The 24238-nt window shown below is 55.9% G+C and carries 25 protein-coding genes; 13 read left to right on the top strand and 12 right to left on the bottom strand.

Annotated elements, in window-relative coordinates:
* Nucleotides 1-32 precede the first annotated feature (32 nt).
* From COA65_04360 to COA65_04315, 10 genes are all read left to right on the top strand, one after another.
* Nucleotides 33-905 (top strand): hypothetical protein, encoded by an 873-nt coding sequence (locus COA65_04360; protein ID PCJ60456.1) that lies wholly within the window; start codon nt 33-35, stop codon nt 903-905.
* Between the two features lie 42 nt (nt 906-947).
* Nucleotides 948-2105, top strand: a complete 1158-nt coding sequence (locus tag COA65_04355; protein PCJ60455.1) for a D-alanyl-D-alanine carboxypeptidase — start codon at nt 948-950, stop codon at nt 2103-2105.
* Nucleotides 2106-2143: 38 nt separating this feature from the next.
* Nucleotides 2144-2779 carry a dTMP kinase gene (locus COA65_04350; GenBank protein PCJ60454.1) on the top strand — a complete coding sequence of 212 codons (636 nt, stop codon included), beginning with the start codon at nt 2144-2146 and terminating at the stop codon, nt 2777-2779.
* Nucleotides 2776-3834, top strand: a complete 1059-nt coding sequence (locus tag COA65_04345; GenBank protein ID PCJ60453.1) for a DNA polymerase III subunit delta' — start codon at nt 2776-2778, stop codon at nt 3832-3834. The genes COA65_04350 and COA65_04345 overlap by 4 nt, the downstream gene beginning before the upstream one ends.
* Before the next feature lie 52 nt (nt 3835-3886).
* Nucleotides 3887-5434: a methionine--tRNA ligase gene (locus COA65_04340; protein ID PCJ60452.1), complete on the top strand. Its 1548-nt coding sequence runs from the start codon at nt 3887-3889 to the stop codon at nt 5432-5434.
* Nucleotides 5421-6206, top strand: coding sequence for a LuxR family transcriptional regulator (locus tag COA65_04335; GenBank protein ID PCJ60451.1), 786 nt, complete (start codon nt 5421-5423; stop codon nt 6204-6206). Before COA65_04340 ends, COA65_04335 begins: the two co-directional genes overlap by 14 nt.
* Nucleotides 6207-6980, top strand: a complete 774-nt coding sequence (locus COA65_04330) for an MBL fold metallo-hydrolase (protein PCJ60450.1) — start codon at nt 6207-6209, stop codon at nt 6978-6980. It begins immediately after the preceding gene.
* 74 nt (nt 6981-7054) lie between these two features.
* Nucleotides 7055-7675: a hypothetical protein gene (locus COA65_04325; protein PCJ60449.1), complete on the top strand. Its 621-nt coding sequence runs from the start codon at nt 7055-7057 to the stop codon at nt 7673-7675.
* Nucleotides 7659-8381 carry a biotin biosynthesis protein gene (locus COA65_04320; protein PCJ60448.1) on the top strand — a complete coding sequence of 241 codons (723 nt, stop codon included), beginning with the start codon at nt 7659-7661 and terminating at the stop codon, nt 8379-8381. Before COA65_04325 ends, COA65_04320 begins: the two co-directional genes overlap by 17 nt.
* Nucleotides 8378-9199, top strand: a complete 822-nt coding sequence (locus COA65_04315; GenBank protein PCJ60447.1) for a nucleoside triphosphate pyrophosphohydrolase — start codon at nt 8378-8380, stop codon at nt 9197-9199. The genes COA65_04320 and COA65_04315 overlap by 4 nt, the downstream gene beginning before the upstream one ends.
* 1 nt (nt 9200) lies before the next feature.
* Here COA65_04315 and hflX read toward each other — a convergent pair whose 3' ends face one another.
* The 7 genes from hflX to COA65_04280 form a co-directional block, all read right to left on the bottom strand.
* Nucleotides 9201-10532, bottom strand: coding sequence for a GTPase HflX (hflX, locus tag COA65_04310; protein ID PCJ60476.1), 1332 nt, complete (start codon nt 10530-10532; stop codon nt 9201-9203).
* On the bottom strand, nt 10513-10773 hold the full coding sequence (locus COA65_04305; GenBank protein PCJ60446.1) for an RNA chaperone Hfq: 261 nt from the start codon (nt 10771-10773) through the stop codon (nt 10513-10515). Before COA65_04305 ends, hflX begins: the two co-directional genes overlap by 20 nt.
* A 63-nt stretch (nt 10774-10836) precedes the next feature.
* On the bottom strand, nt 10837-11508 hold the full coding sequence (locus tag COA65_04300; protein PCJ60445.1) for an HAD family hydrolase: 672 nt from the start codon (nt 11506-11508) through the stop codon (nt 10837-10839).
* A 14-nt stretch (nt 11509-11522) separates the two neighbouring features.
* Nucleotides 11523-12383, bottom strand: coding sequence for a D-amino acid aminotransferase (locus COA65_04295; protein ID PCJ60444.1), 861 nt, complete (start codon nt 12381-12383; stop codon nt 11523-11525).
* A 35-nt stretch (nt 12384-12418) separates the two neighbouring features.
* Nucleotides 12419-13795, bottom strand: coding sequence for a Trk system potassium transporter TrkA (locus COA65_04290; GenBank protein PCJ60443.1), 1377 nt, complete (start codon nt 13793-13795; stop codon nt 12419-12421).
* 83 nt (nt 13796-13878) lie between these two features.
* Nucleotides 13879-15318 (bottom strand): nitrogen regulation protein NR(I), encoded by a 1440-nt coding sequence (ntrC, locus tag COA65_04285; protein PCJ60442.1) that lies wholly within the window; start codon nt 15316-15318, stop codon nt 13879-13881.
* Nucleotides 15315-16445 carry a two-component sensor histidine kinase gene (locus tag COA65_04280; protein PCJ60441.1) on the bottom strand — a complete coding sequence of 377 codons (1131 nt, stop codon included), beginning with the start codon at nt 16443-16445 and terminating at the stop codon, nt 15315-15317. Before COA65_04280 ends, ntrC begins: the two co-directional genes overlap by 4 nt.
* A 201-nt stretch (nt 16446-16646) precedes the next feature.
* On the opposite strand from COA65_04280, the gene ispDF reads away from it, so the two are divergent.
* Genes ispDF through COA65_04265 form a run of 3 tightly spaced genes read left to right on the top strand, consistent with a single transcriptional unit; the run spans nt 16647 to nt 18812 of the window.
* Nucleotides 16647-17801, top strand: coding sequence for a bifunctional 2-C-methyl-D-erythritol 4-phosphate cytidylyltransferase/2-C-methyl-D-erythritol 2,4-cyclodiphosphate synthase (gene ispDF, locus COA65_04275; protein ID PCJ60440.1), 1155 nt, complete (start codon nt 16647-16649; stop codon nt 17799-17801).
* Nucleotides 17802-17816: 15 nt separating this feature from the next.
* Nucleotides 17817-18308, top strand: coding sequence for a phosphatidylglycerophosphatase A (locus COA65_04270; protein ID PCJ60475.1), 492 nt, complete (start codon nt 17817-17819; stop codon nt 18306-18308).
* Nucleotides 18309-18311: 3 nt separating this feature from the next.
* Complete coding sequence (locus COA65_04265; GenBank protein PCJ60439.1) at nt 18312-18812, top strand: damage-inducible protein CinA; 501 nt, start codon at nt 18312-18314, stop codon at nt 18810-18812.
* Here COA65_04265 and COA65_04260 read toward each other — a convergent pair.
* Genes COA65_04260 through COA65_04240 form a run of 5 tightly spaced genes read right to left on the bottom strand, consistent with a single transcriptional unit; the run spans nt 18809 to nt 24238 of the window.
* Nucleotides 18809-19261 carry a ubiquinone-binding protein gene (locus COA65_04260; GenBank protein ID PCJ60438.1) on the bottom strand — a complete coding sequence of 151 codons (453 nt, stop codon included), beginning with the start codon at nt 19259-19261 and terminating at the stop codon, nt 18809-18811. The two genes, COA65_04265 and COA65_04260, sit on opposite strands and share 4 nt — an antisense overlap.
* 9 nt (nt 19262-19270) lie before the next feature.
* Nucleotides 19271-20230 carry a lipoyl synthase gene (gene lipA, locus COA65_04255; protein ID PCJ60437.1) on the bottom strand — a complete coding sequence of 320 codons (960 nt, stop codon included), beginning with the start codon at nt 20228-20230 and terminating at the stop codon, nt 19271-19273.
* Entirely contained in the window at nt 20208-21608 is a 1401-nt protein-coding gene (gene lpdA, locus COA65_04250) for a dihydrolipoyl dehydrogenase (protein ID PCJ60436.1), read from the bottom strand. Before lpdA ends, lipA begins: the two co-directional genes overlap by 23 nt.
* Nucleotides 21601-22863: a pyruvate dehydrogenase complex dihydrolipoamide acetyltransferase gene (locus tag COA65_04245; protein PCJ60435.1), complete on the bottom strand. Its 1263-nt coding sequence runs from the start codon at nt 22861-22863 to the stop codon at nt 21601-21603. The genes lpdA and COA65_04245 overlap by 8 nt, the downstream gene beginning before the upstream one ends.
* A gap of 4 nt (nt 22864-22867) precedes the next feature.
* Entirely contained in the window at nt 22868-24238 is a 1371-nt protein-coding gene (locus COA65_04240) for a pyruvate dehydrogenase complex E1 component subunit beta (protein ID PCJ60434.1), read from the bottom strand.

Here is a 24238-nt window from a genome sequence, read left to right as displayed (position 1 = left end):
TATAATCTCTGGAAAACGGGGTGAGACACCAAATGCAGTGGCGCCGATTTTCCTCTTCCTTCGCAATTGGGCTTGCGCTTGTCGTCGGAATGGCGGTCTTGCTTGGTGGCTGTGCAGAGACGGAACTGGCTCTCCACACCGCAAAACGCCTTGGTGGGGATACCCCCCAACCGATTTACAAGATTGGGACGCCTTATCAGATTGATGGCGTCTGGTATTACCCGTCTGAAGATGACCGCTATGTCGAAACCGGAATTGCCTCATGGTATGGAACCGCTTTCCATAATCGCAGGACGGCAAACGGTGAAATCTTTGATATGCATCTGGTGACGGCGGCGCATCGTACCCTGCCGCTTCCAAGCATGGTGCGGGTCACAAACCTTGAGAACGGTCGTTCCCTGAAGGTGAAAGTGAATGATCGCGGGCCCTTTGCGCGATCGCGAATTCTCGATATGTCGCGGCGGGGCGCAGAACTTCTCGGCTTCCGTGACAAGGGAACGGCGAAGGTGCGGGTTGAAATTCTGGTCGGGGAAAGCCGCCAGCTTGCTGCGGCCATAAGGGGGGACACGCCCATGCCGGCGTCTTCGAAGCCGGTGGTGTTTGCGTCTGCAAAAGCAGATACCGTGTCCATTGCGCCGCCGCCTGACCCCGTTGTGACGACGGAAGCGGTGGTGCCGACCCAGATGTTTATCCAGGCCGGGGCCTTTTCTAAATATGAAAATGCAACGAGCGTGAGCACGCGCCTTCAGCAAATCGGCCGGACGAATGTGACGCCGGTCGCCTTGGGAGATCGCGAGCTTTATCGCGTTCGCTTAGGGCCTCTTGCAAGCGTTGAGGAGGCAGATGTTAAACTCGACGCCGTTGTGAAAGCGGGCTATCCGGAAGCGCGCCTTATCGTGGATTAAAAAACCTTTGTTCCCTTCAATCTGAAACGAAATGAAAAGCATATGAACGCCTTGATCGTGCGTTTCCGTTACCTCGGTGTGGCGGCCCTTGTCTTTTTCCTGTTTGGCGGCATCGCCATTCAAAAGGCGATGGCCCTGGAATCGGATGCGAAAGCCGTAATTTTAATTGATGCGATGACGGGCGCGGTTTTGTTCGAGAAAAATGCGGACGAACCCTATCCACCGTCTTCCATGAGCAAGATGATGACGGTCTATCTTGTTTTTCAGCGATTAAAGGATGGCCGCCTCTCACTTGACGACACGCTGTCTGTCAGCGAAACCGCCTGGAAGAAAGGTGGTTCAAAGATGTTTGTCGAAGTCGGCAAAGACGTTGCGATCGAAGATTTGATCAGGGGGATTATCATTCAGTCAGGCAACGATGCCTCCATCGTCGTTGCGGAAGGCCTGGCTGGTAGTGAGAGCGCCTTTGCGTCAGAAATGAACGCCGAAGGGCAAAAGATGGGGCTTGCGAACAGCGTCTTTAAAAATGCGACCGGCTGGCCTGCCGAAGGACAACATATGTCCGTTCGCGACATTGCGACCGTGGCCCTTTGGACAATCAAGGATTTTCCAGAATATTACGGCATCTATTCCGAAAAAGAATTTACCTATGGCGGTATTCGTCAAGGCAATCGCAATCCGCTCCTCTATGGAACGGAAGGGGCGGATGGCCTGAAGACCGGCCATACGGAGGCAATTGGCTATGGGCTGGCTTCTTCTGTCATGCGGAATGGACGGCGCCTTGTTCTTGTCGTCAATGGCTTGCCAAGCAAACGCGCGCGCGCCGCTGAGTCCCGGCGTATCCTTGAATGGGGCTTCCGCGAGTTCAACAATTACGAACTTTTCAAGGCGGGGGAAGAAGTGGACAAGGCACATGTCTGGCTTGGTATGGAAAACACCGTGCCGCTTGTTATCGAGAAAGACATTGTCCTGACGCTGCCGCGAAAAGCCCGCAAGGATATGCAGGTTTCCGTGGCTTATAGCGATCCTGTCCCGGCGCCGGTAATGAAGGGGACGCAAGTCGCCATGCTGAAAATCCAGCTTCCTGGGGAAGCGACGCGCGAAGTGCCGCTGGTAGCCGGAAAAGATGTCGAACAGCTTGGCTTCTTTGGCAAGATGGGGGCGGCGATGCGGTATCTTCTATGGGGCGCATCCCATTGATGCAATGCACGCCACAAAGCTTTTTGGAGTGATGGAGGGTGGCTGCCGCGCGATTCATTACCTTCGAAGGTGGGGAAGGGGCCGGTAAGACGACCCAGATAAAGCTGCTTGCCGACGCCTTGGAAAAAGCGGGTCAACCGACACTTGCAACCCGCGAGCCGGGCGGCTCGCCTGCAGCCGAACGGATTCGCGAACTGCTTTTTTCAGCCACCTTCAACGGGGACCCGCTTTTAGAATGTCTTCTGTTCAACGCGGCCCGTCGCGACCATCTTGTGACAACGGTTTGGCCCGCGCTTGAAGCCGGAAAATGGGTGCTCGCCGACCGTTTTGCCGACTCAACCCTTGCCTATCAAGGCTATGGCAAGGACCTTGACCGGGCGTGGATCCAGTCGCTTTATCAAAGGGTGGCTGGCGATTTCGTGCCGGACCTCACCATCCTGCTTGACCTTCCGGCGGAAATTGGCCTGAAACGGACCGCTATGCGCGCCATGGGCAACAACCGCTATGAAGAAATGAATTTGGCTTTTCATACGCGGCTTCGCGAAGGCTTCCTTGCGATTGCAGAGGGCGCACCGGAACGCATCGTCGTGGTCGATGGGACGATGACGGTTGAAGCCATTCAAGGTGAAGTCCAGGCCCTTGTCGCCAACAGGCTGGGGGGGTGCTTTCCATGAGCGCCGCCGAAACCATGCCGCCGCCGGATTTGCCACGGACGAACCCGGACCTGCTGGGTCATGAGGCGGCCGAGCAGCGTCTTTTCGAGGCGTGGCGCTCGGGGCGCCTGCCCCATGCCTGGCTGCTGACCGGTCCGCGCGGGGTGGGGAAGGCTACCCTTGCCTACCGCTTTGCGCGTTTCGTGCTGGCTGGCGGCAAGGAAAGCCCGACGGCGTCTCCCCTCTATCTTGCGCCGGAAACCCCCATCTTTCAGCGGACCGCCGTTGGCAGCCATGGGGATTTGCTTGTGATCGAAAGCGACAATGAAGAGGGACGCAAGCGCAATCTGCGGGAAATTTCCGTTAAGGAAAGCCGCCGCATCGGCCCATTCCTTTCCATGACGGCGGCGGAAGGCGGCTGGCGCGTCGTTGTTATCGACAGCGCCGACGAAATGAACCGGGCCGCAGGCAATGCCATTCTGAAGCTGCTGGAAGAACCGCCTTCGAAAGCTCTTTTGCTGCTCGTCAGCCACAATCCGGGCCGCGTTTTGCCAACCATTCGTTCCCGGTGCCGACATCTGGCCTTGCGCCCTTTGAATGAAGAAACCATGGGGCGGCTTTTGCAAAGCCAGCAACCGGATCTGGAGCCAGACACACGCAATGCCTTGATAGGCCTGGCCGAAGGCAGCATTGGCAACGCGCTTCGGCTGATCGCAGAAGGGGGGCTTGACCTCTACGAGGAGTTGCTTGGGTTTTTAAACGCGTTGCCTGATCTTGATGTTCCGGCGCTGCATGACTTTGCCGGTCGGTTAAGCGGCCCCCGAGCCGGGGAAAGCTGGTTTGTCGTGAGCGATCTTTTAAGCCAATGGCTGGCAAACCGGATCAAGGGCCGTGCCCTTGGCTCGCACATGCCGGAAATCCCGGATGGCGCGAACCTTGCGGAATGGGTGGAGGTGTGGGAAAAAATCAACCGTCTCTCGGTCGAGGCAAAATACAGCCATCTGGATCGCAAGCAGGTTCTGTTGAACGTCTTTCACACGTTGGAGGGTGCCGTGCGACAGCCGGCGGCGGTTTAAGAGAATTGCGCCCAGGCCCTGGCGCCGGCTTTCGAAGCAGTCAGGAGCGAAGATGTCCGCCAACAAGTCCTTTTACGTCACGACACCGATCTATTACGTCAACGATGCCCCCCATATCGGCCACGCCTATACGACACTGGCTTGCGATGTGCTGGCGCGTTTCCTGCGTCTCGACGGACAGCGCGTCAAGTTTCTGACCGGCACCGACGAGCATGGGCAAAAAGTCGAAAAATCTGCCGCCAAGGCAGGGATTGCCACCCAGCCTTTTGTTGACAAGGTGTCGGAGAATTTCCGCGAACTCGCGCAGGCGATGAATTTCAGCAATGACGACTTTGTTCGCACAACGCAGCCGCGCCATTTTAAAGCCGTTCAGGCGCTCTGGAAGGTGCTTGAGGAAAAGGGGCAGATCTATCTAGACAGCTATTCCGGCTGGTATTCCGTCCGTGACGAGGCCTTTTACCGGGAAAAAGAGCTGGTTGACGGCAAGGCCCCAACGGGCGCCGAGGTCGAATGGGTCGAGGAGCCGAGCTATTTCTTCCGCCTTTCGGACTGGCAGGCACCGCTGCTTGAATTTTACAAAGCCAATCCGGACTTTATTGCCCCGGAAAGCCGCCGCAACGAGGTGATCCGTTTCGTTGAATCGGGACTTCGCGATCTTTCCATTTCGCGGACAAGCTTTAAATGGGGCATTCCAGTGCCTGGGCATGACGATCACGTGATGTATGTGTGGCTCGACGCGCTGACGAACTACATGACCGGCGTCGGCTACCCGGATACAGAATGTGAAGAGTTTTCAACGTTTTGGCCTGCAGATGTTCATATTGTAGGTAAAGATATTCTACGCTTTCACGCTGTTTATTGGCCGGCCTTTCTGATGGCTGCCGGCATCGCGCCGCCAAAACGCATTTTTGCCCATGGCTGGTGGACGAATGAAGGCCAGAAAATATCGAAATCCCTTGGCAACAGCATTGATCCCTTCGAACTCATTGCAAAATATGGGCTGGACCCACTGCGCTTCTTTTTGCTCCGCGAGGTGCCTTTCGGAAAAGATGGCGATTTTTCTCACCAGGCCGTCGTCCATCGGACAAATGGCGATTTGGCGAATGATTTCGGCAATCTCGTCCAGCGCGTTTTGTCGATGATCCACAAAAACTGCGAGGGTGCCATTCCAGAGCCCGGCGAATTCACAGAGGCTGACACCGCCCTGCTTGCCGAAACCGACGCGGTTTTCGCCGTTTTTCGCGAGGAAATTCTGGCGCAGGCCTTTCACAAGGCCCTGATTGCCCTTTGGGAATGCGTCGGCCTCGCCAACCGCTACGTCGATGCGCAGGCCCCCTGGGAACTGAAGAAGAAAGACCCGGCGCGCATGCGGACGGTTCTCTATGTGCTTGGGGAAGCGATCCGGCATCTTGGCATTCTTGTTCAGCCGATCATGCCGGATGCGGGTGCGAAAATTCTGGACCAGATTGCCGTTCCACAGGATTTGCGCCAATTTGCGCAGCTTACCCCGGATTATGCCCTGAAACCGGGCACGCCGATTGCCAAGCCTGAGGGCATCTTTCCACGCTTTGTGGAGGAGGGCGCGGATGCTGGTCGATAGCCACTGCCATTTAAGTTTTTCGGATTACCACGATGATTTGGGCGAGGTCATGGCGCGCGCCGAGGATGCGGGCGTTGGCTATATGCTGACGATTTCAACAAAACTGTCGGATTTTCCAGACGTGCTTCGCGTCGCCGAGGCCCATGGGAATGTCTGGTGCACGGTTGGCGTTCATCCCCACGAAGCGGAAAAGGAAGGGGCCCGCACGGAACAGCTTGTCACCTTGGCCCAGCATGAAAAAGTCGTCGGCATCGGCGAAACCGGACTCGATTACTTTTACGAGCACAGCCCGCGTGAAAGCCAGAAAAGCGCCTTTCGGGCTCACATCGGCGCGGCCCGGGCAACGGGGCTGCCGCTTATCGTCCATAGCCGCAATGCCGAGGCCGACACGGTCGCAATTTTGGAAGAAGAGATGGAGAAGGGGGCCTTTACCGGTGTTATCCATTGCTTTACCGGGGGGGACGCACTGGCGAAAGGTGCCGTTCGCCTTGGTTTCTACATCTCGCTTTCGGGCATCCTGACCTTTAAAAAATCAGACGCACTTCGCGAAACAGCCCGAAAAATCCCGCTTGATAAGCTGCTTGTCGAGACGGACGCGCCCTATCTGGCCCCCATGCCTTACCGTGGCAAACGGAACGAGCCGGCCTATGTGACTGAGACGGCAAAAGCGGCCGCCGACCTTTTCGGGCTGGAGAAAAGGGCCCTTGAGGATCAGACAACGGCAAATTTCTTCCGCCTTTTCACGAAGGCAAAACGCTCAAGGGAGGCCTGAATGCGGGTCCGTATTTTAGGCTGTGGCGGTTCTGGCGGTGTGCCACTGATTGGCAACGACTGGGGCGCTTGCGACCCGAAAAACCCAAAAAACAGCCGCTTGCGGGCGTCAATTCTGGTCGAAGACCGGGAAACGGCCTTGCTTGTCGATACCTCGCCAGACCTTCGTGCCCAATTGCTGGCTGCGGGCACTGAGCGGCTGGATGGCGTGCTTTTCACCCATACGCACGCCGATCACATCCATGGCATTGATGATCTGCGCCCAGTAAATCGCAGGATGGGGGCCTGGATTCCGATCTATGCGGATCGCGAAACTCTGGCCGCGATCGAGGCCAGGTTTGGCTATGTCCTGGAAAAAATGCCCGAGGAATACGGATTTTTTAAGCCATGCCTCACCCCAAATCTCATTAATGGCCCATTTCGCATTGGAAACATTGACGTTTTACCATTTGAGCAAGATCACGGTTTTGGCCGAACAAGCCTTGGATTTCGTTTCGGGCCGATCGCTTATTCAACGGATGTTGTGGGCCTTTCAGAAGCGGCATTTGAAAGCTTGCGCGGTGTGCGGCTGTGGATTGTCGATTGCTTGCGGGACCGCTCCCATCCGACCCATTCGCATCTGGCGCAAACGCTGGCCTGGATTAAGCGCGTGGCACCCGAACGCGCGGTGCTGACCCATATGAACCAGGACGCGGACTACGAAACCCTGGCGAGAAGTCTGCCAGACGGGGTCGAACCGGCTTACGATGGCATGGTCTTGGATGTCCCATCATGAATTTGTCATAATAACCATTATGCGATCTTTGGATCGTTGTGCCGAGGTGCCCCCTCTATGGATATAGCTCTGCGATGAAGCTGGTTTTTGTGCATGGCTGGGGGTTCGACGCCAAGGTGTGGGACGCAATTGTGAATCTGCTCCCGGACCGGGAATGCCTTGTTCTTGATCTTGGCTTTGGCAATCGCGTCGCCGATGCGGTCGATTGTTTGCCGAAAAGCGATTATATCGCCATCGGGCATTCCGTTGGCTCGCTCTGGTTGCTGCGGCACGCGACAGCACCTATGAAAGCCTTTGTCAGCATTTGCGGCTTTGACAATTTTGCCAAATACGCTCCAACGGGCATTTTACAGGCGATGAAAGAACGCCTTGATACCGCCCCCTATCCGATGATGTGTGAATTTTGGGGCACGACGCCTTACCTTGGCGAAGACGAAATGAACGTTGACCGGTTGAAAACCGGGCTGGACTGGCTGACAGAATGGAATGAAGAAAAGGCGCATGGGGCGCTTAATTGCCCGATTCTGGCCCTGGCCGCGACAAAAGACCCCATTGTTCCAAGAAAAATGACCGAAGCGATCTGGTACGATGCCAACCTCAACTGGCTGGACGGCAAAGATCACTTTCTACCCATCACGCATCCGGACTGGTGCGTCGGACAGATAAAAGCGTTCCTGGATGAACACAGCCTTTAAACAAAAAATTATTGCCCGTTTTGGCCAGGCGGTGGCGAGTTATGACGATCACGCCGCGGTGCAAAAACAGGCAGCAAAGCGGCTGGCCACCTTTCTGCCCGCCCTACCCGTGCCAGAATTCCCGCATATCCTTGAAATTGGCTGTGGCACTGGGTTTTTCACGGAGCATTTGATCGCGACCTATCCAAAGGCGGAACTCTTTATCACGGATATTTCGGAGCCGATGCTCCAAATATGCAAGAACCGCTATGCCGGGCCCAACCGGCATTTTTCTCTTATGGACGGCGAAGCCCCGGATATCACGGGACCGTTTGATTTGATCGCCAGCAGCATGACGTTCCAGTGGTTCGAGGATTTTGAGGGCAGCATCGAACGCTTAAAGCGCCTGCTCAGCCCCCAAGCATGCATCCTTTTTTCCACCCTTGGCGCGCAATCCTATATTGAGTGGAAATCAACCTTGAAAGATTTGGGTTTGCCGGATGCTGTGCTGCAAGGCCAACGGATCCCGGAGCCTCTGGCCGAAGACATCTTTCAAACCCACTACGATCGTCCGGTGGATTTCCTGATAAACCTGAAGCATATCGGTGCTACCGCCTCACGGCAGGAGGCTCGACTGTCGCCGTCCCAGCTGCGCACCGCCCTGCGTAAATGTGGCAATAAAATGACATACCACGTTGTTTATGCAGCAGATTGTAACCGGCCATGAGCAAGAACCAGACAGACAAACCCGGCGAAATTTCCAGGCTTTTGGACGTCATGCGCCGCCTTCGGGATCCAAAGGACGGCTGCCCCTGGGACCGCGAACAGGATTTCAAATCCATCGCGCCTTATACGATTGAAGAAGCCTATGAAGTGGCTGAGGCAATCGATAAAAACGACATGGCGGCGCTTCAGGACGAACTGGGCGACCTCCTGCTTCAGGTCGTTTATCACGCGGAGATGGCGGCCGAGCTTGGTCATTTCACCTTTGCCGATGTTGTTGCCGGCGTTTCCGAAAAAATGATTCGTCGCCACCCCCATGTCTTTGGCGGGGCGGCAGTTGCGAGTGCGAAAGCCCAGACCGAAGCCTGGGAGGCTGAAAAAGCGCGTGAGCGCCAGAAAAACAAGCGGGGTGGCGTGCTTGAAGGGGTCGCGCATGCCCTGCCCGCCCTGCTCCGCGCTGAAAAACTTCAGAAACGGGCTGCCCGCGTCGGCTTTGATTGGGATGAGGTTGAGCCGGTTTTCGATAAAATTGCCGAGGAAATTGCTGAAATTCGGGCGGAATTACCACCTGGTCCAATCGCTGAACGGAAAAATTCGCCTCTTGCCGAGGAAATCGGCGATCTTTTCTTCACTTGTGTAAACCTTGCCCGGCATTTTGCTATCGATAGCGAAGCTGCCCTTCGGACCGCAAACGCGAAGTTCGAACGGCGTTTTGCGGGGATAGAGGCGCTTCTACCTGCCGGTGCAACGATTGAGGCGACGCCGCTTGAACAGTTAGAAACGCTTTGGGAACGCGTGAAAAAAGAAGAAAAAAGCGTTTAGCTTACGCGTCGGCCATTCGGTTTTCGAAGCGGGCCGCATCCTTTGGGTCGAGCTGCACACGAAAATGCGCATAAGCCTCATCGTCCTGGCGTGCCAGGACCTCGCCATGACGATAAAGCCAGGCGATTGTTGCGCCATCGGAAATGGGGACGGCAATTTCAACCACCGTGAAGCTGGCCGCAAGGCGTGCGTCGAGAAGGGGTAGAAGCTCGTCAATCCCCTCTCCGCTTGCCGCCGATAACAGCACCTGGTTGGGATTGCGCGCGACCTGGTTTTGTAATTTTTCGTCCTGCTCAGGCGTTAGAAGGTCCGCCTTGTTCAGGGCCTCAATCACGTCGTTCTCGATCCGGTCGCCGATTTCAAGGTCATGTAGCACCTTATGAACATCGCGGCATTGGTCCGAACTTTCGGGATGGGCAATATCGCGAACGTGGAGGATAAGATCTGCCTCGCGTACTTCCTCCAGGGTTGCACGAAAGGCGGCGACGAGATCCGTCGGCAGGTCCGAGATGAAACCAACCGTATCCGAAAGAATAATGTGGCGACCGGAAGGCAGCACCAGGCCGCGCATCAATGGGTCCAGGGTGGCAAAAAGCAGGTCTTCGGCAAAAACATCCGCGCCGGTAAGCCGGTTAAACAGAGTCGATTTGCCGGCATTCGTATAACCGACCAAGGCGACAACCGGACAAGGCACGCGTTTTCGAGCCTGGCGGTGTAATTTACGCGTACGCATGACCTGACTCAAATCGCGTTTTAATCGCGTAATGCGCTTGTCCAGAAGGCGGCGGTCTGTCTCGATCTGGGTTTCCCCCGGCCCACCCAGAAAGCCGTAACCGCCGCGTTGGCGCTCTAAATGGGTCCAGGAACGCACCAGGCGGCTGCGTTGGTAGGAAAGATGGGCAAGTTCCACCTGAAGGCGCCCTTCGCTGGTCCGCGCACGCGCGCCGAAGATTTCCAGAATAAGGCCCGTGCGGTCGATCACCTTGCACGCCCAGGCACGTTCCAGGTTGCGCTGCTGAACCGGCGTAACGGGATGATCAATGACGACCAATTCGATGTCATCGGCCGTTATTTGGTCGTGAAAACGTTCAACCGTGCCCTTGCCGAAAAGCGTTGCGGGCACGATACGTGCCAGAGAAACCGTTTCTTCACAGACGACCTTTAGCCCGATTGCCTCCGTCAAATTCACAGCTTCCCTAAGCCGCGCCTCCGCATGGCGGAGCGGTTCATGACCGCTTCCCTTCAAGAAAGGAGAAAGAACGCAGGCGCGCGCGCTGGCCTTGCCGCCTTCGGAAAGGTCTTCTGACGGTAGCTTAGACTTCTTCGACTTCAGCGTTTTCCTTGTCCTCTTCAAACAGCTGGATTGGGCCTGCCGGCATAATTGTTGAAATAGCGTGTTTGTAGATCAGCTGTATGTGGTTGTTTCGACGAAGCAACACGCAAAAATTGTCGAACCAGGTAACGACGCCCTGAAGCTTTACGCCATTAACCAGAAATACGGTCACCTGAATTTTGTTTTTCCGAATGTTGTTTAGGAAGACGTCCTGAACATTTTGTGATTTTTCTGTCGTCATTATGCGCCCCCATTTTTCTTCCCTGTTTTTCTTATCGTTCTTCTGCTTGTGGTTAAGCCACTCCTACGCATCGTCGGCACAAGCCCTGACGAAAGGCGGAAGGTCTTTGCAATGGTCCACGACCCAATCGGGTGCAAGGTCCCCAAAGTCTTTTATATCAGGAAGGGAGCTGTTCATGACAATTGCGGTGGTGCCTGCATTTCGTGCGAATTCAACGTCAATCGGAAGGTCGCCGACCACCCAAAGTGCCTCTCCCAGCTTGATGTTTGTGCCATGGATGGCAAACAAAGCGGCCTCTTTCGCCGGCTTGTCCTTTTCCGCCTCCCCTGCCCCAACAACGCCCGGCAGGTATTTTTCCCAGCCGAAATGGGCAATTTCCTTGCGTAGCATCGGCCCCACTTTGCTGCTGGCAATGCCCATAAAAATGCCCATCTCATGGAGTGTTTCAAGCATTTTCTCGGTGCCTGGCAAGGGTTTCAAAGTTTCGAGATGCCCTTCCGTAAAGGCTTCATAAAAAATGTCATGCGCCTCGTGCCAACGCTCGCCAAAAAGCTCCGGAAAGGCATTGCGAAGCGATCGGTTCATCCGTTGCTGGGCCTGCTCCATCGTCCAGGGTTCGTGCCCCATGGCGATAAGCGTGGCGTTCATCGCCCGCTGCATTCCCTCCCAGCTATCGACCAGTGTGTTATCCCAATCAAACAGGATTGCCCGTGGAAAGGGTGGCATTTTCTTCATGGAGACGTCCGATCCTACCGTTTTTTCTTTGTTTTTATTTTTTCCAGGTAGCGATGAAGGAGCCGCGTCGTTAGCTTTCCTGGCTGGCCATTCCCGATGACTTTATCATCAATTTTTAGAACCGGTAGCAAGAAGGCGGTCGTACTGGTCAAAAAGGCTTCTGCTGCGGCCCTGGCTTCGTCCAGGTGAAAGGGGCGTTCCTCTACAGTGATGCCCTCTTCTGCCGCAACCTTCAGGACGCCAAGGCGCGTAATACCGCTTAAAATTGCGCAATTGGCGGGCCGCGTGACCAGAACCCCCGCCTTCGTCACAATCCATGCATTGGTAGAACTTCCCTCGGTAAGGAAATTGTCTGCGTCCAGAAACCATGCCTCATAAGCGTCCGCTTCCCGGGCCTGTTGCTTTGCAAGCACGTTGGGCAGCAATGAAATCGATTTAATATCGCAGCGTTTCCAGCGGGTATCGGTAAGCGTGATGACGTGAACGCCGGCGCGAAGGGCTTCCTGTGGCGGCAGGGTTGCGGGCCGCGCCGTTACGACCAGCGCGGTTCGCCGTCGCGCCGGAAACGCATGGTCCCGACGGGCAACCCCACGCGTCATTTGAAGATATAGAATGCCGTCTCGTATCCGGTTGCGTCGGATAATCTCGCGAAGGATGATCTTAAGGACGCGCCGCGTCATGGCATTTTCCATGGAAAGCGCATCCAGGGAAACTTCCAGCCGATCAAGATGCAGTTCCTCATCCATCGGCTGTCCGTCGATCACGGCCATGACCTCATAGACGCCGTCGGCAAATTGGTAGCCACGGTCTTCAATATGGACGCGAGCCAGGCGATGGGGAACATATTGGCCATTGACGTAGGCAATATGGGACATTGGTTTTTCCGCCGTTTTATCCGCAAGATGGCGGTCTAGAAAAATTCCAGACCCACGGTGAACAGTTTTTCGACTTTCTTTACGGCACCGGCGGCGGCAAAAAGGATGACGCGGTCACCCGTCTTGATCGTTGTGCCCCCGCGTGGAATGAGCACTTGCTCGTCGCGCACAATTGCCCCGATAAGGATTTCATCCGGCAGATCAATCTCGCGGAGCGGCTTGCCAACCAGGCTTGAGGTCTTAAGCGCTTCTGCCTCGATGATCTCTCCCATCCCTTCATGAAGGGTGTGGACGGCCCGGATTCGCCCGCGCCGAACGTGCTGAAGAATGGACGAGATGGTAATCACGCGCGGACTTACGACGGCATCAATTCCAAGCCAGCCGACAAGCTGGCCATAGGTGTCATTGTTGATAAGCGCAATCGCCCTGGGGCACCCCTGCCGCTTTGCCAGTAACGAGCCAAGGATGTTGGTTTCATCGTTGTTTGTGACGGCGACGATGGCTTCGGCGGAACGAATGTTCATTTCCTCGAGCAGCTGAAGGTCAAGGGCATCGCCGTGAAGAACAACCGTCCGGTCCAGCTTCTCAGCAATCTGTTCTGCACGGTGCAGATCGAATTCGATTAATTTCGGGTGCACGCCGGGATGGTTGTTCTCCAACTCTTGCGCAAGAAACAGGCCGACATTGCCGCCACCGATGATGCACACACGCCGCGCCTCTTGGCCTTCCTGGCCGAACGCCTCCATGGCGCGTTTCACATGGGTGGCTTCGGCGATAAAATAGACCGCATCCCCGGCCAACATCTGATCCGTGTTGGAAGGGACAATCAATTTATTGTCCCGTACAATGCTGACAACGGTAATGTGCAGGTCTGGAAAAAGTTCCGTAAGCTGCAGCAAAGGCGTGTTCACAACCGGGCAGTCTTCTTTGCACTTAAGCCCGATCAACTTCACTTTTCCTTCTGCCAGCGGAATCACGTCAAACGCGCCCGGCACCTCCAGACGGCGCGCAATGGCGCGTGCAACTTCAACCTCCGGCGAAATGATGACATCAATCGGCAAGTGATCGCGGCTGAACAAATCAGCCCACATCGGCTTCATGTAGGCTGGCTCGCGAATGCGTGCGATCTTTACGGGCACATTGAACAACGAATGGGCAATCTGGCAGGCGATCATGTTGATTTCGTCTTCACGCGTGACGGCGATCAACATATCGGCATCCTGCGTGCAGGCCTGTTCCAGAACATCCGGATGCGACGCGAAGCCCATGATCGCCTGAACGTCGAGAGACGAAGCGACCCGGTTGATCCGCTCGGCTTCCTGATCAACGACCGTTACATCGTTGCCTTCTTCCGACAATTGGCGAGCGATGTTAAACCCCACCTGGCCGGCGCCACAAATGACAACTTTCATGTTACGAAGGGTGTCCTAAAATTTTCTGGAGCGTGCGTCCCGCGCACTGGAAAGAAACCGAGAAACCGGCCCCCCTGATGGCACTATTTTAGGCCGCGAACCACGGGGATGTCCAACTCACGAATTTTCTTGCGAAGCGTATTGCGGTTCAACCCAAGAATTTCTGCCGCACGCACCTGATTTCCCCGCGTTGCGGCAAGGGTATAGGCCAAAAGTGGCTTTTCCACTTCGTGGATAATCTTCCCGTAAAGGCCATGAGGCAATTCGTCCGGCTGCGCGCCAAAGCAGTTCCTTAAATGCCGTTCGACGGCTGCTTCCAACCCTTCGTCTTTGGCAGGAAGGGCCGCTGCCTGAGGCTGCAATCCGGAAAACTCGGCTTCGATGACATCAAGGTCAAGGACGTCCTCGGAATAAAGCGCGGCAAGGCGGCGGATAAAATTCTCTATCTCACGAACATTTCCAGGCCAGCTGTATTCTTTCAGTCGCGCCATGGCAGCCGGTCCCAAGGTTTTCAATGGTAGCCCTTCCGCCACAGCCTGGGCCAGAAAGTGACGCGCCAGGGACGGAATGTCCTCAACCCGCTCGCGAAGCGGCGGCAGCCGTATCGGTACGACGTTGAGCCGGTAAAAAAGGTCCTCGCGAAAGAGTCCCTGATTAACGAGCTGCTGCAAATTGCGATGCGTTGCCGCGATAATGCGCACATTCACCCGGATCGGCGTTCGCCCGCCAACCGTCGTAAATTCGCCTTCCTGAAGGACTCGCAAAAGCCGCGTTTGCGCTTCAAGGGGCATGTCGCCGATTTCGTCCAGAAAAAGCGTGCCTCCTTCCGCCTGCTCAAAACGCCCGGTGTGCCGCGCCGTCGCACCCGTGAACGCCCCCTTCTCATGGCCAAAGAGTTCGCTTTCGATCAATTCTTTCGGAATGGCCGCCATGTTGATGGCAACAAAAGAAGCATTTCGACGTTTGCCAAAATCGTGGAGTGCCCGGGCAACGAGTTCTTTTCCCGTTCCCGACTCGCCGAAAATCATGACGGTAAGGTCCGTCCCCATGAGACGCGCCATAATTCGATATATTTCCTGCATGGCGGGGGAACGCCCGATAAGCGGAAGTTGCTCATCGGTTTCGCCAGCCTCGGAGGCGGCGGAAAGCTTTGGGTCACGAACCGTCAGCGCCCGTTTCACGATGTTTACAAGCTCTGTTAGGTCAAATGGCTTTGGCAAATATTCAAAAGCACCCTGCTCCGTTGCGCGCACGGCGGTTAACAGCGTGTTTTGAGCGCTCATGACGATAACGCGAAGGTCGGGCCGAAGTTTTTTGATACGCGGAATAAGGTCGAGGCCGTTTTCGTCCGGCAGAATAACATCGGTGATGACGAGCTGCCCGTCGCCATTGCTGACCCATTTCCAAAGCGTTGCGGCATTTCCCGTTGAACGCACCTCATAGCCTTGCCGACTCAATGCCTGTTCAACAACAAGACGAATGGCGCGGTCATCCTCTGCAAGCAGAATTGTGGCATTCGTCATTCGTTTTCCTCCCCCGTCTCTTTCTGCTCATGGGCAATGGGCAACATGACGCGAAAAACCGTATGGTAAGGCTCGCTGTCGAATTCGACGATGCCGCCATGGTCGTTGATAATTTTTGCCACAAGGGCCAGACCAAGCCCCGTTCCGTTCACCTTCGCCGTGATAAATGGATCGAAAAGATGCGGACGTATTTCCTCTGGAATGCCCGGGCCGTTGTCGTGCACGCTGACGACAAGCGGTAGCAAAACGCGACTTCTGCCATCAGGACTGCCCAGACGCATGCCATGTTGATAGGACGTGGCGAGCACAATTTCGCCACTTTTTCCAGGCACGGCTTCGGCCGCGTTCTTTACAAGATTCAAAAAGACCTGGGTTAACTGATCGCGGTTGCCGGAGACCGACGGCAGAGATGGGTCGTAGCGTTCGACGAAGCGAACGTGCCGGGCGAATCCGCTCTGGGCGATCTGTTGAACACGTTCAAGTACCTGATGAATGTTCACCGCTTCACGTTCAAGCGGCAGGCCGTCTGAAAAAATTTCCATCCGATCCACGAGCTTGCATATCCGGTCCGTTTCGTCACAAATCAGGCGCGTAAGCGCCTTGTCATCCGCTGTGGCGTTCTGTTCAAGCAATTGCGCCGCACCGCGAATCCCGGAAAGCGGGTTTTTTACCTCATGGGCCAGCATTGAGGCCATTGCCGTGACGGAACGGGCAGCGCCTTTATGAACGAACTGGCCGATTTTCTGAGCGATTGAGCGTTCGTGGATGGAAAGAAGAAGATGGTTTTCCTGACCCACAATGGTCGTAATTTGCACCGCCACAAGCCGTGGCGTAAAACGCGGGCCGCTTAGGTTCAACCCATATTCAAAAATACTGCTGCCACCATCACGCACCTGTTGCATCAGCGCAAAAATTGGACTGTCCAAAGACAGCACCGCGCTCAAAGGCCGCTCACAGAGGTTGGTGATGCTTGCGCTGAAGAACTCTTCGGCAGCCAGATTGGCAAAGCGGATTTCGTTTTCCAGCCCGACTACAAGAACCGGATTCGGAATGCTGGCGAGAACTTTCCCGATTTCCAGGCTTTCAACCGCTTGCTTCCGTTTCAATCGAGTCATCGCTTTTGCCATGTCGGACAATCACTTGAAACTAAATGGAATTTGTAGCCATTTCGGTCGCTTTTGAGTATATTTTAGGCAGGTTATAAGCTGCATAATTCTTATGCAAGATGCTTTCTTCCCCGGAGCCTTGCCTCAATCCGGCCTGTTGCCTTGGCAAGGGCATGAAGCACGGCTAGTTTGGCGCCATTCGTCCCCGAAGGAGAACAACCCATGACCGGGTGCGCCGTCTTGATCGTCGCCGCTGGCCGCGGCCAGCGCCTTGGTGGCGAGTTGCCAAAACAATATCTGCCCCTTGGCGGCAAGGAAGTGCTGCGTTGGACCCTTGAGGCCTTTCACACACACCCCAGGATCAACCATATCCAAGTTGTCATCCACGCCGATGACGCGGCGCTTTATGCCGATGCCGTGCGTGGTATGTCCCTTCCCGACCCGGTTTTCGGCGGCGCGACACGACAGGAATCCGTTCGGCTGGGTCTTGAAAGCCTTGGCAGTGCTGCGCCGCAGCACATTTTGATTCACGACGCCGCCCGTCCCTTTGTCAATTTTGCAACCATCGAACGGGTTGTCGCCGCGTTGGCAACGGACGTAGCGGTGATTGCCGCCCTCCCCGTTACCGATACCCTGAAGAAAGAGGAGGCTGGCCACGTCACCGACACAATTAACCGTCAGGGGCTTTGGCATGCGCAGACCCCTCAGGGGTTTCATTTTCCGGCTATTCTTGAGGGGCATCATCAAATGAAAGGCACCAATTTGACCGACGACGCCGCCGTGGCCGAAGCGGTTGGCATTCCGGTACGGCTGGTTGCCGGTTCCGAAGATAATTTCAAGGTTACGACGCCGGAGGATTTCGCGCGCGCCGAACGTAGAATAGCAGGCAATGCTGGCCTGGTTCGCGTTGGCCAGGGATTTGACGTGCACCGTTTTGGCCCCGGCGACCACGTGATGATCTGTGGCCTTGCCGTCCCTCACAGCCATGGCATTGAGGCCCATTCCGATGGCGATGTCGGTTTGCATGCGCTGACGGACGCAATCCTTGGTGCGATGGGCGATGGCGATATTGGCATCCATTTTCCACCAACGGACCCAAAATGGCAGGGCGTTGATTCAGCCCTTTTTCTACGCCACGCTCTGACGCGCTTGGCCGAGCGTGGCGGCCATGTCCACAATCTGGACGTGACCCTGATCTGTGAAGCGCCGAAACTCGCCCCCCATCGTTTGGGCATGATCGCGCGGCTCGCAGCCATCACCGGGCTTTTGGAAAGTGCCATCAGCGTCAAGGCAACGACGACGGAAGGTGTGGGCTTTCTAGGCAGGAAAGAAGCGATCGCCGCCCAGGCCATCGCAACCATCGCCCTGGCGGAATAGATTTTCGTGGCAAAAATGCAAAAAAAATCCCCGCTTCCCTTTCTCCATCCGGCGTTCTGGATCGGAACCGTTTTTGGCATTGGGCGCATTCCTCTGGCACCCGGAACCTGGGGATCCTTTGCTGCTCTTCCCGTCGCCTGGGTTGTTGTCGGCGCTTTTGGGCCGGACGGGCCGGCTGCCCTTGTCCTGCTTGCGGCGCTTTTTTTTCCGATTGGCCTTTGGGCATCCCACGTCTATGGGCAGGCATCGGAAAGCCACGACCCGCCGGATATTGTTATCGACGAAGTTGTCGCCCAGTGGCTGGTTCTTGCCCTGGTGCCGCGAGATGGCTTTTTTTATGGCCTCGCCTTCTTGCTTTTCCGGGTGGCGGACATTCTAAAACCCTGGCCGATCCGTCGTTTTGAAAAACGGTTTCCCGGTGCGTTTGGTGTTATGGCGGATGATTTGCTGGCGGCGCTTTATGCGGCGGCGGGTCTTTTCATCGCAATGTATTTTATTGAGGCGTGAGAGATGTTTTCCAGGGAACTTCTGGAAAAAGCGACCCGGATCCTTCGCCTTTGTGACAAGGCCGGGTTGCGTCTGGTTACGGCTGAATCGTGCACCGGCGGGCTTCTTAGCGCCTGCCTGACGGCAATCCCCGGCGCGTCAAACCTGTTGGACCACGGTTTTGTTACCTATTCAAACGCGTCGAAGGTGGCCCTTCTCGGCGTGCCGGAAGCTCTGTTTGAGAGCGCCGGCGCCGTCAGCGAAGAAACGGCGCGCGCGATGGCGGAAGGCGCCCTCGCCGGAACCGGGGTGGACCTTGCCGTCGCCATCACCGGGGTAGCCGGCCCAGAGGGCGGCACGCCGGAAAAGCCGGTCGGCCTGGTGCATGTCGCCGTCGCGGCCCATGGTCTGGAAACCCTTCACGCACGCCATATTTTTCAAGGTGACCGCGCGGCCATTCGCGTGCAATGCGTGCATGCGGCAATCGATCTTTTGATAAAGCAGGTGAAACGGCGGCTTGCCTAGGGTGCCTTTGCTTCCGGTACGCCATAGATCGCATGGGCACGGGTTTCAAAGGCTTCGAGAAGCCGCCCCAGTGCCTCGTCGAAAAGAACCCCCATCACCTTTTGAAAGACGCGTGAGCGAAACTCAAAGTCGATATAGAAATCGATGACGCAACCGCCATCCGGTGCCGCCTCGAAAATCCAGTGATTGTTGAGATAATGAAGGGGGCCCTTCGTATAGCGAATGTCAATTCGGTGCGGTCGATCGAAAACGTCAATGGAAGAAAAATGTTCGCGGAACATTTTAAAACCGATCACGACATCCGCATGGACCGTGTTTCCTTCCTGCTTTCGTATTCTGGCGCTCTGGCACCAGGGAAGAAATTCCGGGTAGCGTTCAATGTCCGCAACCAGATCGAAAAGCTGCTCCGGCGTATAAGGAAGGTGGCGTTTTTCCGCATGTGTCGGCATGCGATCCGTCTAACCGCCTGTAAGACGTTCGGCGCGCGCCTTCTGAAGGGATTCGAAATCCCTGTCCGCATGATAGGACGAACGCGTCAAGGGTGAGGCGGAAACCATAAGAAAGCCTTTTGCAAAGGCTATGCGGCGATATTTCTTAAACGTCTCAGGCGTCACATATTCGGCCACGGGCACATGGCGCGGAGTCGGCTGTAAATATTGGCCAATGGTCAGAAAATCAACGTCGGCCGAGCGCAAATCGTCCATGACCTGCAACACCTCGCCCTTCGTTTCGCCTAGCCCAACCATGATTCCGGATTTCGTAAAGACCGAAGTCTCAAGCCGCCCCACCTGATCCAGCAGGCGAAGGGAATGGTAATAGCGGGCGCCTGGGCGAATTTTTGGATAAAGCCTCGGCACGGTTTCAAGATTGTGGTTGAAAACGTCCGGACGGGCAGCGGCAACAACCGCAATCGCGCCTTCTTTTCTAAGAAAGTCCGGGGTTAACACCTCGATCGTTGTTGCCGCACTGCGTTCGCGGATCGCTTCGATACAACGGACAAAATGGCTAGCGCCACCATCGGCAAGATCGTCCCGGTCAACCGATGTGATAACGATATGCTTGAGACCCGTTTCCACAACCAGCGCGGCGATGTTCGAAGGCTCATGGGGATCAAGAAGATCGGGTTTGCCTGTCGCGACGTTGCAAAAGGCGCAGGCGCGTGTACAAACGCTGCCCAGGATCATGACGGTTGCATGCTTTTGCTCCCAACATTCGCCAATGTTCGGACAGGCAGCCTCCTCGCAGACCGTGTTGAGTTTCAGGCGACGCATGAGCTTGTGCGTTTCTGCGTACGCCGGCGAGGTTGGGGCTTTCACGCGAATCCAGGAAGGCTTGCGCAGTCTTTCCTGCCGGTGAAGGTTGTTGACGTTCGTCATGGGTCGTTTCCGGATCCTCTCAGGAATGGATGGCCCGATCATAGGCGTCCAGAACCGATTCGTGCAGCATTTCCGAAAGCGTCGGATGGGGGAAAATCGTTTCGATTAAATCTGCCTCCGTCGCCTCAAGACTGCGCGCGACGATATAGCCCTGGATCAGCTCCGTCGCATCGGCGCCAATGATATGCGCACCCAACAATTCGCCGCTTTTCTTGTCGAACAGTGTTTTTACAAATCCCTCTGCGGCACCAAGCGCGATGGCTTTGCCATTGCCATGATAGGGAAAACGCCCGATTCGAAGCTCAAAACCGGCCGCCTTTGCCGCTTTTTCGGTCATGCCGATGCTGGCTATTTGTGGCATCGAATAGGTGCAGCCCGGAACCCGTAAAACGTCAAGCGGGCGTGCGCCCTTCACTCTTGCGATATGTTCTACGCAGATAACGCCTTCATGGCTCGCCTTATGGGCAAGCCATGGCGGCCCGACAAGATCGCCGATGGCATAGACACCCGCCTCGCCCGTTTCCAGCCATTCGTTGACGACGACATGCCCCTTCGCCACCTTTATTTTTGTTCCTTCGATCCCTAAATCCTCGACATTGCCGGTGATACCGACCGCCACGATTGCGCGATCCGCCTCAATCCGTTCGCGCTTCCCATCCACGCACAAGGTTGCAGAAAGGCCGCCTTTCCCCCGATTAAGCTTTTCAATTGTGGTCTTTGTCAGGATGCGAATGCCCTGTTTTTCGAAGGCCTTTTTCGCAAATTTTGAAATTTCTTCATCCTCGACGGGAAGAATGCGGTCGAGAATTTCCACCACCGTGACCTCTGCCCCAAGATTCCGGTAGAAACTGGCAAATTCAATCCCGATGGCACCCGACCCGATCACCAGAATGGATTTTGGAAATTCTTTCGGCACCATCGCTTCCATATAGGTCCAGACCCGCTTGCCATCTGGTTCCAAGCCGGGAAGCGTTTTTGCCCGCGCCCCGGTCGCAAGAAGGATATGCGCCGCCGCAATCTCGCTGGTTTTCTTGTTCGCCTTTTCAATCACAAGCCTGCCCTTGCCGGCAAGCCGGGCGCGGCCATCAATCACATCTATCTTGTTTTTTTTCAGAAGATAGGCGACTCCTTTTGAGAGCTGGTCGGCGACGGCGCGTGATCGCGCCACGATCTTTTGAATATCAAAATGGATGTCCTTTGCCGAGAAGCCATAAGCATCAAGGTTGTTCAAGGTGTGCTGGATTTCCGAACAATGCAGCAGCGCTTTTGTTGGAATGCAGCCCCAATTCAGGCAGATGCCACCTAAATGCTTTTCCTCGACAAGGGACGTTTTCAAGCCAAGCTGACTTGCCCGAATTGCCGCGACATAGCCGCCTGGCCCGCCGCCTACGACAGCAAGGTCGTATTTTTGCTCAGCCATATCCCGCTTCCTTCAACAGAATTCGGGCCGGTTCCTCGACGTAAGAGCGAAAGGCGGCAAGAAATTCGGCACCGACGGCGCCATCCACCACCCGATGATCGCAAGTAAGTGTGCAACGCATCCGCGTCGCCGTGGAAATCCGACTATCTTTTACGACGGGTTGCATTTCGCCGGCACCAACGGCCAGAATGCAGGCCTGTGGCGGGTTGAGGATCGCATCGAACTGGCGAATGGCGAACATGCCAAGATTTGAAATCGTAAACGTGCCGCCTTGGAATTCTTCCGGCTGAAGCTTTCCAGCCCGCGCCTTTTCTGCAAGCATTTTTGATTCTTTGGCAATGTCGCCGATTGTTTTTGTTTCCGCATTGCGAATGACCGGAGTAATCAAACCGCGATCGGTCGTAACAGCCATTGCAATATCGGCGGCTTCATATTGACGGATGGCCTTTTCCTGCCAGCTTGCATTCACCGCTGGTACGTCCATCAGCGCCAAGGCCGCCGCGCGAATAAGAAAATCGTTCACGGAAAGCTTTGGGCCTTCGCGCATCGAATTTGCCTGCTTGCGAACGTCCAGCAACGCATCAATCGTGCAATCGATGGAAAGGAAGAAGGTCGGCACGTCCTGATGCACCTGGGTCAGACGCTCGGCAATGACCTTGCGAATATTCGTGTTCGGAATTTCCTTAAATGGTGGCATTTCCACCGGCGGACGCGAGGGAACCTGCCCCCGGCGTTCGCGTCGGGAAGCGTCTGGCGCGCCCTCGACATCGCGCTTGACGATACGGCCCCTGGGGCCGGTTCCGGTAACCCGGCTTAAGTCGATGCCACCCTGTTCGGCGAGCCGCCGTGCAAGTGGGCTTGCAAAAATCCGCGTGCCTGAGGCAATGGCCGGTTGCGAGGCAGATTGTGATTTCGGGCGCGGCGCAGCTTTGGTTGGCTTTGGCGCGGTGGCTTCGACCGGTTCAGGAATGCGTGTATCAGTGGCGATGGTGTCAAGAACGCTTGCGTCCTCGCCCTCTTCCAAAATCCACGCCATCGGCGTGTTGACCTTCACGCCCTCGGTTCCTTCCGGGATTAGGATTTTTGCCAAAACCCCTTCGTCCACAGCTTCAAGCTCCATTGTCGCCTTGTCCGTCTCAATCTCGGCCAGCAAATCGCCGGACGCAACTTTTTCGCCTTCCTTCTTTAGCCAGCGGGCAAGAGTCCCCTCTTCCATCGTTGGGCTAAGGGCTGGCATTAGAACCGGTTTTGGCATCGCGTCAGTCCTGGTAACAGACGGCTTTTACCGCCGTGACGATTTTTTCGGCACTCGGCAGCGCCAGCGCTTCAAGATTGGCGGCATAGGGCATGGGCACGTCAGCACCGGCGATACGCCCAACGGGGGCGTCCAGGTAATCAAAAAGTTCCTCCATGGCGCGGGCGGAAATTTCAGAGCCGATGCCGGAATAGGCCCAGCCCTCCTCGACATTGACCAGACGGTTCGTCTTTTGCACAGATTGGACGATGGCTGGAAAATCCAGAGGGCGGATCGTGCGTAAATCGATGACTTCGGCGTCGATGCCTTCTTTTTGCAATTCCTCCGCCGCGTCAAGGGCCAACCCCACCATTCGCGAAAAGGCGGTGATCGTTACGTCCCGCCCCTCGCGCACCACATGCGCTTTGCCGATGGGCACAAGAAAATCCGTATCGATGGGAACCGCCATGCTCTGTCCATAGAGAATTTCGTTCTCCAGAAAGACAACCGGGTTGGGATCGCGGATGGCCGATTTCAGCAAGCCCTTTGCGTCAGCAGCGGAATACGGGGCTACGACTTTTAACCCCGGCACATGGGCATACCAGCTGGCATAGCATTGGGAATGCTGGGCGGCGACACGGGCTGCCGGACCGTTTGGCCCACGAAAAACAATGGGAACCGATACCGCCCCCCCCGTCATGTAGAGCGTCTTGGCAGCGGAATTGACGAGATGGTCAATCGCCTGCATGGCAAAGTTGAACGTCATAAACTCGATGATCGGGCGAAGCCCTGCGAAGGCGGCACCCACACCAAGACCGGCAAATCCCATCTCGGTGATCGGCGTGTCGACGACCCGCATCGCCCCGAATTCCTCAAGCAGGCCCTGGCTTATTTTATAGGCCCCCTGATATTCGGCGACCTCTTCGCCCATCAGGAAAACATCTTTATCCCGGCGCATTTCTTCGGCCATCGCGTCGCGCAGGGCATCGCGGACAGTTTGGGTTATCGTCTCGCCCATATCGGTAGCGCCTGTGGCGGATATGGGTTCTGCGACAGGTGCCGGTTTTGCCACCAACGCCGGCGTCGTCGGCACAGGAACGTCTTCGGGTTCCGAAGCATGTTCCTGAACGTCGGTTTCTTTCAGGGCATCCTCGTCCTCTTCCAGAAGCCAGGCGATGGGCGTGTTCACCTTGACGTTTTCGGTACCTTCCGGCACCAGAATTTTTCCCAAAACGCCTTCTTCCGGGGCTTCCATTTCGACCGTTGCCTTGTCCGTTTCGACTTCTGCCAGCACATCGCCAATGGCAATCTTCTCGCCTTCCTTTTTTACCCAGCGGGCAAGGGTTCCCTCTTCCATCGTCGGGCTTAAGGCCTGCATCAGAAGTTTTTTCGCCAT

The sequence above is a fragment of the Rhodospirillaceae bacterium genome, from assembly GCA_002746255.1.
Lineage (GTDB): Bacteria > Pseudomonadota > Alphaproteobacteria.
Note: the sequence above shows the minus strand (reverse complement) of the source record. Positions and strands in the feature narration are given on the sequence as shown.